The following is an 11,972-nucleotide window of genomic DNA, read 5'->3' on the forward strand; positions in this document are numbered from 1 at the left end:
GACTTCGTCGGGTTCCTTCGCCCTGTCACTGATCCGGGGGTCGCCGCAACGGGCCATCCATGGCCCGGATGCGGGTAACTCGGCATCCTTGCCGAGTTACCCCCGTATCAGCGCCAGGACTCAGCCGTCACTTACGTCGCAATTTGCGTCGTCAGTAACATCGCGATAAAAAAGCGCTTTTATGTGCAGTGATGACAGGCAAAGCATGACGTTGCGCTGCAGCACGACGCGAAGCGTCACCTAATGCATGCCAACGCGGCGCATGGGCACTAGACGCCCGCAATAAACATTTCCCACTTCCTGCCGTTACAGAAATTAAGTTGTTTATTGATCCTGCCGATGCATTGTTCGCTGACGAAGGGCACAATGCCATTAGGCCAGCCAGTCATCCAGATGCCGGGTAGGAGATAACCCCTTTTGTTGCGTCCATCAGCTGCACGCTTGAGTCATTTTCTGCCTTCACTGGGTTTGCTGGTGGCGGGGCTGGCGGCTGCGTACGTAAAGGACCTGAACGTCTTCTTCACCTCGCTGTTCAACGTGCTTCCTACTCTGGTTCTTCTGTTGGGCGGTGCGTACTGCTGTGTTTATCGACGTCAGCGCGAGCTGTTTCTGATGCTCACGGTGTATATCGCCTACTACCTGCTCGACACCCAGACCGACTACTACCGTGACAACGGCAAGGTTCGCGAGGATGCGGCGGTGATCTTTCACCTGGTCTGCCTGCTGCTGCCGCTGCTGTTCGGGTTATATGCGGCATGGGAGGAACGAACGCATCTGTTCCAGGACATGGTTGCGCGGCTCGCGGTGCTGGTGGCGCTGGGCGGCGTGGCGGTGGGGCTTGAGCAAAGTTATCCGGTCGAGCTGCAAGTCTGGCTGGCGGACATTCGCTGGCCTGTCCTGCATGGCGCATGGATGAGCCTGATTCAGTTGTCCTATGCGATGTTTCTGGTGTCGTTCGGGGTGCTGATCTGGCAATACCTGGAAAAGCCGCGACCGCTGCATGCGGCGCAGATCGTCGGCCTGCTGGGTTTGCTCTGGGCATTGCCCAAAACCTTCATCCTGCCGTTCACACTGAACATCCTTTGCAGCCAGGTGATGCTGATGATTGCCGCTGCCGTCGCTCACGAGGCCTATCAGATGGCCTTCCGCGACGAGCTTACCGGGCTGCCTGGGCGTCGGGCGCTCAATGAGCGCATGCAGCGTCTGGGTCGCAACTATGTGCTGGCGATGAGCGACGTGGATCACTTCAAGAAATTCAATGACACCCACGGCCACGATGTGGGCGATCAGGTGCTGCGTCTGGTGGCCAGCAAGCTGTCGAAAATCACCAATGGTGGCGGCAAGGCCTATCGCTATGGCGGTGAGGAATTCGCCATTGTGTTCGCCGCCAAGAGCATCAATGAGTGCATGCCGCACCTGGAAGCCATCCGCGAGACCATCGCCAGTTACGAAATTCAGCTGCGCAACAAGGACAATCGCCCTCAGGACGACCAGCAAGGCCGACAGCGTCGAAGCGGCGCGCAGGCTGGCAGCGTGTCGGTGACGGTGAGTATCGGCGTTGCCGAACGCCAGCCGGAGCATCGCACGCCCGAAGAAGTGCTCAAAAGCGCCGACCAGGCGCTGTATGCAGCCAAGGGCGCCGGGCGCAATTGTGTGGTGGCTTACGGGCAGTTGAACCGACGCGGCGCTGTGCGCACCACTGAAGCGGCAACCTGAGCAAACCCTGGCACTTCCCGTGACCTGTTATGACTATTCAGTCATGACACGACCCTATGTCTCTGAAATGTTGTTCGGTTAGACTCGTGGAACTCGACTGCTGATCTGCGTCGCTGGATGCATCGATCGGCTTCCCAAAGCATTTCGATCCGTGTTCACGAGGTTTGCCATGGCTGACTATAAAGCGCCACTGCGCGATATGCGCTTCGTCCTCAATGAAGTCTTCGAGGTTTCAAAGCTCTGGGCTCAACTGCCCGAGCTGGCCGAAACAGTCGACGTCGAAACGGTCGAAGCCATTCTCGAAGAAGCCGGTAAAGTGACCAGCAAGACCATTGCGCCGCTGAGCCGCAACGGTGACGAGGAGGGCTGCCACTGGAAGGACACCGTCGTCACCACGCCTGCCGGTTTTCCCGAGGCCTATAAGATCTACGCCGAAGGCGGCTGGGTCGGTGTAGGCGGTAACCCCGAGTTTGGCGGCATGGGCATGCCCAAGGTGGTGTCGGCTCAGGTCGAAGAGATGCTCAACTCTGCCAGCCTGGCGTTCGGTCTGTACGCGATGCTCACCTCCGGCGCCTGCGTGTCGATAGACACCCACGCGACCGAGGAGCTCAAGAACAAATTTCTGCCCAACATGTATTCGGGCGTCTGGGCCGGGTCGATGTGCCTGACCGAGGCCCACGCCGGTACTGACCTGGGCATTATTCGCACGCGCGCCGAACCCCAGGCGGACGGTGCCTACCAGATCACCGGCAGCAAGATTTTCATTACCGGTGGCGAACACGACCTGACCGAAAACATCATCCATCTGGTACTGGCCAAGTTGCCGGATGCTCCGCCTGGCCCGAAGGGCATCTCGCTGTTTCTGGTGCCCAAGTTCATGGTTGGTGACGACGGCAGCCTCGGCGAGCGCAACACCGTCAGTTGTGGCTCGATCGAGCACAAGATGGGCATCCAGGCGTCTGCGACGTGCGTGATGAACTTCGACGCCGCCACCGGTTACCTGATCGGCGAGCCTAACAAAGGGCTGGCGGCGATGTTTACGATGATGAACTACGAGCGCCTCGGCGTCGGTATCCAGGGCCTGGCGTCTGGCGTGCGCTCTTATCAGGCCGCCGTCGAGTATGCGCAGGACCGTCTGCAGAGCCGTGCCCCGACCGGTGCGCAGAACAAGGACAAGGCCGCTGACCCGATCATCGTCCATCCTGACGTGCGTCGCATGCTGTTGACCATGAAAGCCTTCAACGAAGGCGGTCGGGCGTTTTCCAGCTACGTCGCCCTGCAACTGGATATTGCCAAGTTCAGCGAAGACGATACCGCGCGCAAGCGTGCCGATGATCTGGTAGCACTGCTGACACCGGTCTCCAAGGCGTTCCTGAGTGATATCGGTCTGGAAACCACCGTGCATGGCCAGCAGGTATTCGGCGGCCATGGTTACATCCGCGAGTGGGGCCAGGAACAACTGGTGCGTGACGTGCGTATCACGCAGATCTACGAGGGCACCAACGGCATTCAGGCGCTGGACCTGGTCGGGCGCAAGATCGTCGGCTCGAATGGCGCGTTCTATCAGCTGTTCTCCGATGAAGTCCGCCAGTTCATCACCGGCTCGGACAACGCGCTCAGCGAGTTCACTCAGCCGCTGAGCAAAGCCTTGAATATGCTCGATGAGCTGACCGGCTGGGTGCTGGATCGCTCGCGCAACAACCCCAATGAAATCGGTGCGGCCTCTGTGGAATATCTGCATCTGTTCGGTTACACCGCGTATGCCTACATGTGGGCCATGATGGCCAAGGCAGCACTCGGCAAGGAGCAGCAGGAGGAGTTCTACGCAAGCAAGCTGGGGACCGCACGCTTCTACTTCGCACGTCTGCTGCCGCGTATTCACTCGCTGGATGCCTCGGTACGCGCGGGCAGCGAGTCGCTGTACCTGTTGAAGGCGTCACAATTCTGACCTGGAAAAGTCTTGTAAGCATTTGCTTACACTACGTGACGCCAATTGGCCTCTTCCCAAGAAAGGGATCCAAAGTTAATCTTTGTTCATGGACGTAGCGCAGGACGCGCAACAAGACATAACAGGGACACGTAGGGAAGCCTGCCAGGATGGCGGGGTGAAAGGGAAATCAGGGAAACAGTCTGGAAAGCCCCGCTTCGGCGGGGTTTTCTTTGTTTGCGTTTTAACGATTCGATGTTCTTTCTGCTCGCAGCACACGATGTTGTGCCCGCAGTGCAATGCTTGTCCTGATCCTCTCCCGAGAAAGAATAATGGCGCGGTGCCAGAGCCGGTTGAACCCTCGCCGCCGGGCAGGGTCGATTAGCTGTATGGCCAATCAGAGCCAATCAATCAGGAGCTTTTCATGGACATCATTCGTATCATTTTCGCCATTCTGCTGCCTCCGGTAGGCGTGTTCATGCAAGTAGGCTTTGCTGGCGCTTTTTGGTTGAATATCCTGCTGACCCTGCTGGGTTACATCCCCGGCATCATCCACGCGATCTACATCATCGTTTCGCGTAAGTAACACCTCGCTGCACACGCTGATCGTTCCCTGACGTGGGAACGATCACACGGCCTGATCAGGCATCCAGCACATCCCGATAGAAACGCCATTCCTTTTCCAGCGCATCTGCCAGGTTATTTGCCTTGCGGAACCCATGATGCTCGTCCGCATAGAAGTGCGCTTCGGTCTTGATACCGTTGTCCTGCAAGGCCTTGAGCATGGACCGGGTCTGTTCCGGAACCACCACGGCATCCAGTTCGCCCTGAAAGAAAATCACCGGCACTTTGATGCTGTCGGCGTGCAGCAGGGGCGTACGAGCCTGATAGCGCTCGATGTCCTTGTCGGGATCGCCGATCAGCCAGTCCAGATAATCACCCTCGAATTTATGCGTCGCCCTGGCCAGTGCTACCGGGTCGCTGACGCCGTAAAGGCTGGCGCCTGCGCGGAATACGTCGCGGAAGGCCAACGCGCAGAGCGTGGTGTAGCCACCGGCACTGCCGCCGCGAATGAAAGCCTGTCGTTCGTCGATCAGGCCGCGCTCGGCCAGATGGTTGACCACTGCACAGGCATCTTCGACGTCCGCCACGCCCCAGGTGAGGTGCAGGCCTTGCCGGTACACGCGGCCGTAGCCGCTGCTGCCGCGATAATTGAGGTCTGCGACGGCGAAGCCGCGGTGCGTCCAATACTGAATGCGCGGGTCCAGCACCGGGTAGCACGCAGAGGTCGGGCCGCCATGGATGAACACCACCAGCGGCGGTTTTTCTGCGCCGGTCATGGCCGGATAGAAGTAGCCATGAGCCTCGGCCCCGCCACTGGGGTAACGCAACGTCTGAGGACGGCTGATCTGATCGGCCGGCAGCGGCGACCCGCCTCCGGCAAGCACCTGAACACTGGCGTCGTGGCGAGAAATGGCCAGTACCGCTGAGGTGCTGATGGCCGAGGCGGCGATGCAATAGACGAACTCTTCGTCAATGGCGAGGCTGCGAAAGCGGCTGTAACCCGCGCTGAAATCCTCGACGCTGCCGCTGGCCTGACACAGCCCAAGAACACTTGAACCGTCTGCAAACCAGCTCGCCAGGTAACCATCGTTGATCGGCAGCCAGGTGCAACTGCCCATTTGCCACGGCGCGGAAGCATGATCCGCCGGACGGGCGGGAAGCGGCGCAAACCCGGAAGGCGATTCGCCCCACGGCTGCCAGAAACCCGCGCGATCAGTCAGGCAATACAGACGCCCGTGGGCATCGAAGCGCGGCTGTTGCAGAGACTCTTGCGCACCGTCACCTGCGATGCACTGCGCAGCGGTCCAACTGCCGTCGTCCTGTTTCGTCGCACACATCAAACGGGTGCTGGTCCACGGCTGATGCGGGCGCTGCCATTCGATCCAGGCCAGGCGTCTGCCGTCGGCACTGACAATCGGCGATGAGTAGAAATCAGCGCCTTCGGCCAGCATCTGGCGCTTGCCGTCAGCCAGCTCGATAGCCACCAGTCGATGCGTGTTGCGGTCCTCTTCAACGGCCAGAATCCGGCCGCCGCTGAAGAACACGCCGCCGTAGCGCTTGTCGCCCTCGGTCAGCGCCACCGGCTCGCTGGCGTCCAGGGCCTGTCGATACAATTGCTGGTCGCGCTCGTTGACGAAGACTACGGCGTCGTCGGCGAGGCAGAACGAACCCCCACCGTATTCATACACCCGGCTGCGTACGCTGAAACCTTGTGGCGTCAGGCAGCGCTTGCTGTTGGCGTACCAGTGCCAGATGCGGCTCGCGCCGTCTTCGGGGCGGTATTCGTTCCAGAACAGGCCCGCCGAGCTGACATCCAGTTCGGCGAAGTCGACGCCGGCAGCGACCGCTTGGGCGGCGCTCAGGCGTTCAGGAGGATTTTGCGATGAGTCGTGAGTTTCGGTCATTGCGAAAGGCCAGCTCTTCAATGGTTTGAGTAGCGGTTTCGGACTCGTCACGAGCCTGAGTGATAATCCCGTGGTGATAGGATTTGCTGCACACCGGGTCGGCATTGGCGGCGTCGCCAGTCAGCATGAAGGCCTGGCAGCGACAGCCGCCGAAGTCCTTTTCCTTCTCGTCACACGAACGGCACGGCTCGGGCATCCAGTCGTAACCGCGGAAGCGATTGAAGCCGAACGAGTCGTACCAGATGTGCTGCATGCTGTGATCGCGCACGTTGGGGAACTGAATGGGCATCTGCCGCGCGCCGTGGCAGGGCAGCGCCGTGCCATCCGGTGTCACGGTCAGGAAGATATTGCCCCAGCCGTTCATGCACGCTTTGGGACGCTCTTCGTAATAATCAGGGGTGACGAAGATCAGTTTGCATGGATGATTCTCTGCCTCCAGCCGGGCGCGATATTCGTTGGTGACGGCTTCGGCGCGGACCAGTTGATCTTTGGTCGGCAGCAGACCGACGCGATTCAGATGCGCCCAGCCATAGAACTGACAGGTCGCCAGTTCGACGAAGTCCGCTTCCAGCGCGAGACACAGCTCGATGATCTTGTCGATACGGTCGATGTTGTGACGGTGGGTCACGAAGTTCAGCACCATTGGGTAGCCATGCCTTTTCACCGCGCGGGCCATTTCCAGCTTCTGCGCGAAGGCTTTTTTCGAGCCGGCGAGCATGTTGTTGACCTGCTCGTCGCTGGCCTGAAAGCTGATCTGGATATGGTCCAGGCCTGCTTCCTTGAAGGCGATGATCTTCTCTTCGGTAAGGCCGATGCCCGAGGTGATCAGGTTGGTGTAGAAGCCCAGACGCCGTGCCTCGGCGATCAGTTCGGCGAGGTCCTGGCGCACCAGCGGCTCGCCGCCGGAAAAACCGATCTGCGCCGCACCCATTTCCCGCGCTTCCTGCATGACCTTGAACCACTGCTCGGTGCTCAGCTCCTGGCCCTGTTTGGCGAAATCCAGGGGGTTGGAGCAATACGGGCATTGCAACGGGCAGCGATAGGTCAGCTCGGCGAGCAGCCACAGCGGCAGCCCGACCTCGGGTGTGGGCGGTATGTACGGGGTGTTGGTGACGGGTGCTATGTCAGACAAGATCGATCCAGTTTTTCTTTTTGGCGCCTTCCATGAACTCGTCGACGTCCATGCCCAGTTCGGGAACATTGGGGAACTGCTGATGAAGCTCATCAATGATGGCGGCGATGCTGCGCTTGCCATCGATCAGCCCGCCAATCAGGGCCGCGCTTTCATTGAGTTTGATCATGCCTTCAGGGTAAAGCACCACATGCGCCTTTTGCGCAGGCTCGTACTGAAAGCGATAGCCTTGATGCCATTTGGGTGTCAACGCTCGGAACTGCGGATCGTGCTTCATAGGGTAATCCCCTTATGCCAGACCCTTTGGTCTGTGACGCTGTGATACGGCGGGCGGTTCAACTCGTAGGCCATGGACATCGCATCGAGCATGCTCCACAGGATATCGAGTTTGAACTGCAGGATTTCCAGCATACGCTGCTGACCTTCGTACGTAGTGTAGTGCTGTAACGTGATGGCGAGGCCGTGCTCTACATCGCGTCGGGCCTGACCCAGGCGAGTGCGGAAATACTCATAGCCTGCCGGGTCGATCCATGGGTAGTGCTGCGGCCAGCTGTCCAGACGCGACTGGTGGATCTGCGGGGCGAACAGTTCGGTCAGCGAGCTGCTGGCGGCTTCCTGCCAGATGGCGCGGCGGGCGAAGTTCACGTAGGCGTCGACGGCAAAGCGCACGCCTGGCAGCACCAGTTCCTGCGAGCGCAGCTGGTCCGGGTCCAGTCCCACGGCCTGGCCGAGGCGCAGCCAGGCTTCGATGCCGCCGTCTTCGCCGGGCGCACCGTCATGATCGAGCAGGCGCTGAATCCACTCGCGACGGATCTCGCGATCCGGGCAGTTGGCCAGAATCGCCGCGTCCTTGAGCGGAATGTTCACCTGATAGTAGAAACGGTTGGCGACCCAGCCCTGAATCTGCTCGCGGGTCGCTCGGCCCTCGTACATCGCCACATGGAACGGGTGATAGATGTGGTAATAGGCGCCCTTGGCGCGCAAGGCCTGTTCGAATTCGGCGGGGGACAGCGCAGTCGCTTCGCTCATGTCAGCTCCTAAAGCTCGATGCTCATGCCATCGAAGGCCACTTCGACGTTGCGACGAAGCAGCTCCGCACGTTCCGGGGAGTCTTCGTCGAGAATCGGGTTGGTGTTGTTGATGTGGATAAGCACTTTGCGCTGCTCGGGGAAGCCTTCGAGGACTTCGAGCATGCCGCCGGGACCATTCTGTGCCAGATGGCCCATTTCCCGGCCGGTGCGCGTGCCCACGCCACGGCGCTGCATTTCGTCGTCGTCCCACATTGTGCCGTCGACCAGCAGGCAGTCGGCGTCACGCATCTTCTCGGCCAGTGCTTCATCGACCTTGCCCAGGCCCGGGGCATAGAACAGCTTGCCGCCGGTGCGGGTGTCTTCGACCAGCAGGCCGATGTTGTCGCCCGGGTGCGGATCGAAACGGTGTGGCGAGTAGGGCGGCGCGGCGCTGCGCAGCGGGAAGGGCGTGAAGCGCAGGTTCGGGCAGGCCGGAATCACGAAGCTGCCCTGCAACTCGATGCGGTTCCAGCTCAGGCCGCCGTTCCAGTGCTTGAGCATTTCGAACAGCGGGAAGCCGGTGCTCAGGTCCTCATGGACCATATCGGTACACCACACCTGGTGCGGGCAGCCTTCACGCAGGCTGAGCAGGCCGGTGGTGTGGTCGATCTGGCTGTCCATCAACACGATCGCGCTGATGCCGGTGTCGCGCAATGCGCGCCCGGGCTGCATCGGCGCAAAACCCTGCAATTGCGCGCGAATGTCCGGTGAGGCGTTGCACAGCACCCAGTTGATACCGTCGTCGGACAGCGCAATGGACGACTGGGTGCGCGCGTGGGCACGCAGGCTGCCGTCGCGAAAGCCCGCGCAATTGACGCAGTTGCAGTTCCACTGGGGGAATCCACCGCCAGCAGCAGAACCTAGAATCTGGATGTACATGACAGCTCCTGGGACACGCTCTGAAATAAAAAACAGCCACAACCATAAAAAAAGCCCCGGCGAACCGAGGCTTCACAGCGCACTGAAATCAACGGCTTGCGAAGTACATGGTGACTTCAAAACCGATACGCAGATCAGTGTAAGCAGGTTTAGTCCACGACATAAAAATCTCCTCGGATAAGTGCAGCGGTGGGTGACTACATCTTAGTGCATCGCTGGAGGCATACGTTCAGATGCTTAGGGAGCTATGTTACTCATTTTCACAATTCAGCAGGGCTAGAATCTGCATGAAAGACCGTTACTGTTCAGGTAAGGATTGCGGAACGGCCGCGCTGGCAGGGCGATTGGCCACGATCAGCCAGCCACCTGTGGCCTTGATCAATTGATCCGCAGAGGCCAGCAACGAGTGTGTTTCCAGATTTGACAGCGCCCGCTGCAAGGTGGGCGCATGGTCGCTCTGATGCCCGGCAAGGTGTGCCTGCCACTGCAGGTCGGCACGCTGTTGCTCCGGCAGGTTCGACGGCTCGAACTGCGCTGCAAGGGCGTTTGTCTGTTCAGGCAAATCTGCGTCGCGGACTAACTGCGGCAATCTGCCGATAAAGGCCGCGATGTGCTCAAACAGTTGCTGGGCATTGCAGGTGGGCGATTGCACACCGAACAGCAAGCCGGTCTTTCCGTCGATCTGCCTGAGGCCACTGAACACCGCGTAACCCAATTGCAGCTCGACCCGCAGCCGCTGATAGAACGGCGGCTGGGCCAGGTGCGCGAGCAAACGCCAGGCGGCTTCATCTTCGATGGAAGTCGTGGGCGCCGGGCAGAACACCAGCACGGCGTCTTCCGAGGAAGACGATGCTTGCGCTGCCCAGTGCTTGCCAGCGCGAATGGTTGGCAGATCGGCCGGGGAAGTTTGCCGAACGCCGGGTGCTGCATTCAACACCGCGTCCAACATCGACTGGCTGGCCGTGTCGAAACCGCTGGTGAAACTGATCCAGCGCGAAGCCGACCATACGCCTGGCAGGTCGCTTATGGTCACCTCCGGGTCACTGCGCAGGTAGTGATCGGCAAGCTGCTTGAGCAACTGACGGATCGGGATCAACACCGGCTCGTCGTGTTCCTGCGCGCGGGCATCGGGGTGCTGCAAGCGCAGGAGGCTTTGTTGCAGAACCGCTGGCATCGGTTCGCGCAAGCCGTTCAACTGCAGCTGCCAGTAGGGGCCGTACGCGGTGAAGGTCAGTGTTACCCCGGCCTGACGTGCGTCTTCGGCCAGTGGCTTGAGCGCGGCGTCGAGCATCCGCCAAAAGGCGGGCTGTGGGGACGGCAGTTGCCAGCGCAGGTACAGCGCGGCTTCAGCGGGGTCGTCCACTGCCGTACCAAGAAACGGGTTCGGGGCGGGCAGGCGCCAGTCGACCGGCTCTGGATCGAGGTTATCCACGTCAGCCGTGAGTTTTGCGAGAAATGCGCTTAAGGCTTTTTGGCCTTGCTCGCTCAACTGCGCGGGCGTTTCGCGACAGTGATGGTTGGCCAGAGCCAATGCTCCGCACATCTGCAGACGGCGTTGTTCGAGACGGTGGTATTCCTCGATTCGCGTCGGCCAGTGAGCCTTGAAGAAACCGAGCCAGCTGAAAAGCAGGCTGCTGATAGCGGTCGCGTTCGCCGGGTCGCCTTTACACTCGATATCCAGCAAAAGCTGCCCGCCGAACTGGTATAGCGGCGCGGCGTTCAGTGAAGTGCCAAGCCCCCTGCGCACCAACTCGGCGACCAGTCCGCCAGGCTGCGCTGCGTTCAGCCAGTGACAGAAGAAGGCCACCGCTTCGTCAGCCTTGTCCGGCAAGTTCTCGAAGGCAAACAGCAGATGGTTTTGCTCGCCAGCCTGTCGAGGGCTGGTCATCAATGCTGGAGGCGGGCGCTGTGTGACCTTTATCCCAGTGGCGAAAACCGCGCCGTGGTTTATCGCCAGCGCCTGCAATTCAGCCATCGGCAGCGGGCCAGTCAGGCACAGGGTCATCTGCCCGGCCTGATAGAAGCCTCGATAAAAGTCATGCAATGCCTGCTGAAACGCCGGGTTAGGCACTGACAGGCTGTAGCGATTGCCAGCGTGAAAGCCACGCAGCGGATGCTGAGGCGTGATCGCTGTCAGCAGGCGCGCCTGATCGCGGGATGCGCTATCGCCGAGCCAGGCGATGAACTCGGCGTGCAGCACTTCGCGTTCGCGCAATTGATCTGCGATGTCCATGCGCGGCCGGGCAAGCATGTCGCACAGTCGCTGCAGCCCTTGGGCGAAGGCCGCCTGCGGCAGTTCGAAGAAGAAGTCGGTGGTGCGCTCGCGGGTGCTGGCATTGACCTGCCCGCCATGACGCTGCACGAAGGTCATCAGGTTGTCCCCGGCCGGGAAGCGTTCGGTGCCGAGAAAAAACAGGTGCTCCAGAAAATGCGCCAGCCCTGGCCACGCCTGTGGCGCATCGTGACTGCCGGCTGCCACGCGCAACGAGGCCGCACAGCGCTTGAGCCGTGGCTCGTGACACAGCAGCACATTCAGGCCGTTGGCCAGCGTGAGGCGTTGAGTGTCGGCGGAGTGTGCGGCAGGCATGAGGGGCGTCCGGAAAGCGTTGCAAGGCGAAGCGTCATGCTAGCGGATTAGCCGACCCGTTCGCGAGCCTGCTGCTCAAGCCTGCGAAATAGAGGACGCAAAGGGGCCGTCAAGCTTCCCGACAATGCATCGCCTGAACGACCGTCTTCGCGAACAAGTTCGCTCCTACCCCTCGGGCAGGAGGCCGTTTTTG

Annotated in this window: 10 protein-coding genes; 3 read left to right on the forward strand and 7 right to left on the reverse strand. The window is 60.4% G+C overall.

Annotation, left to right across the window (positions count from 1 at the left end):
• The first annotated feature begins 417 nt into the window (after window positions 1-417).
• The 3 genes from QRN50_RS15905 to QRN50_RS15915 all read left to right on the forward strand — a co-directional run bounded on the left by QRN50_RS15905 (window position 418) and on the right by QRN50_RS15915 (window position 4,229).
• A complete protein-coding gene (locus tag QRN50_RS15905) occupies window positions 418-1,716 on the forward strand; it encodes a GGDEF domain-containing protein (protein WP_024659548.1) in 1,299 nt (432 codons plus the stop codon).
• A 169-nt stretch (window positions 1,717-1,885) separates the two neighbouring features.
• Window positions 1,886-3,664, forward strand: a complete 1,779-nt coding sequence (locus QRN50_RS15910) for an acyl-CoA dehydrogenase C-terminal domain-containing protein (RefSeq protein ID WP_024659547.1) — start codon at window positions 1,886-1,888, stop codon at window positions 3,662-3,664.
• Between the two features lie 403 nt (window positions 3,665-4,067).
• Window positions 4,068-4,229 carry a YqaE/Pmp3 family membrane protein gene (locus QRN50_RS15915; RefSeq protein ID WP_002555565.1) on the forward strand — a complete coding sequence of 54 codons (162 nt, stop codon included), beginning with the start codon at window positions 4,068-4,070 and terminating at the stop codon, window positions 4,227-4,229.
• A 55-nt stretch (window positions 4,230-4,284) separates the two neighbouring features.
• On the opposite strand, the gene QRN50_RS15920 is transcribed toward QRN50_RS15915, so the two are convergent.
• The 7 genes from QRN50_RS15920 to pqqF all read right to left on the reverse strand — a co-directional run bounded on the left by QRN50_RS15920 (window position 4,285) and on the right by pqqF (window position 11,779).
• Window positions 4,285-6,111 (reverse strand): S9 family peptidase, encoded by a 1,827-nt coding sequence (locus QRN50_RS15920; RefSeq protein ID WP_096127418.1) that lies wholly within the window; start codon window positions 6,109-6,111, stop codon window positions 4,285-4,287.
• The gene (gene pqqE / locus QRN50_RS15925; protein WP_024640644.1) at window positions 6,074-7,243 is read right to left on the reverse strand and encodes a pyrroloquinoline quinone biosynthesis protein PqqE; all 1,170 of its coding nucleotides are present in this window, start codon (window positions 7,241-7,243) and stop codon (window positions 6,074-6,076) included. Before pqqE ends, QRN50_RS15920 begins: the two co-directional genes overlap by 38 nt.
• The gene (gene pqqD / locus QRN50_RS15930; protein WP_003402122.1) at window positions 7,236-7,520 is read right to left on the reverse strand and encodes a pyrroloquinoline quinone biosynthesis peptide chaperone PqqD; all 285 of its coding nucleotides are present in this window, start codon (window positions 7,518-7,520) and stop codon (window positions 7,236-7,238) included. Before pqqD ends, pqqE begins: the two co-directional genes overlap by 8 nt.
• Window positions 7,517-8,272: a pyrroloquinoline-quinone synthase PqqC gene (gene pqqC / locus QRN50_RS15935; RefSeq protein ID WP_096127419.1), complete on the reverse strand. Its 756-nt coding sequence runs from the start codon at window positions 8,270-8,272 to the stop codon at window positions 7,517-7,519. Before pqqC ends, pqqD begins: the two co-directional genes overlap by 4 nt.
• Window positions 8,273-8,280: 8 nt before the next feature.
• A complete protein-coding gene (gene pqqB, locus QRN50_RS15940; protein ID WP_024641268.1) occupies window positions 8,281-9,192 on the reverse strand; it encodes a pyrroloquinoline quinone biosynthesis protein PqqB in 912 nt (303 codons plus the stop codon).
• 88 nt (window positions 9,193-9,280) lie between these two features.
• Window positions 9,281-9,355, reverse strand: coding sequence for a pyrroloquinoline quinone precursor peptide PqqA (pqqA, locus tag QRN50_RS15945; protein WP_003422658.1), 75 nt, complete (start codon window positions 9,353-9,355; stop codon window positions 9,281-9,283).
• A 135-nt stretch (window positions 9,356-9,490) separates the two neighbouring features.
• Entirely contained in the window at window positions 9,491-11,779 is a 2,289-nt protein-coding gene (pqqF, locus tag QRN50_RS15950) for a pyrroloquinoline quinone biosynthesis protein PqqF (protein WP_096127420.1), read from the reverse strand.
• Window positions 11,780-11,972: the final 193 nt, after the last annotated feature.

It is taken from the genome of Pseudomonas sp. MEJ108 (assembly GCF_030208985.1).
GTDB lineage: Bacteria > Pseudomonadota > Gammaproteobacteria > Pseudomonadales > Pseudomonadaceae > Aquipseudomonas > Aquipseudomonas fragariae.

Coding starts and splice junctions, on each gene's coding strand:
- QRN50_RS15910 (WP_024659547.1), top strand. CDS start 1,886: ATGGCTGACTATAAAGCGCCACTGCGCGATATGCGCTTCGTCCTCAAT.
- QRN50_RS15915 (WP_002555565.1), top strand. CDS start 4,068: ATGGACATCATTCGTATCATTTTCGCCATTCTGCTGCCTCCGGTAGGC.
- QRN50_RS15920 (WP_096127418.1), bottom strand. CDS start 6,111: ATGACCGAAACTCACGACTCATCGCAAAATCCTCCTGAACGCCTGAGC.
- pqqD (WP_003402122.1), bottom strand. CDS start 7,520: ATGAAGCACGATCCGCAGTTCCGAGCGTTGACACCCAAATGGCATCAA.
- pqqC (WP_096127419.1), bottom strand. CDS start 8,272: ATGAGCGAAGCGACTGCGCTGTCCCCCGCCGAATTCGAACAGGCCTTG.
- pqqB (WP_024641268.1), bottom strand. CDS start 9,192: ATGTACATCCAGATTCTAGGTTCTGCTGCTGGCGGTGGATTCCCCCAG.
- pqqF (WP_096127420.1), bottom strand. CDS start 11,779: ATGCCTGCCGCACACTCCGCCGACACTCAACGCCTCACGCTGGCCAAC.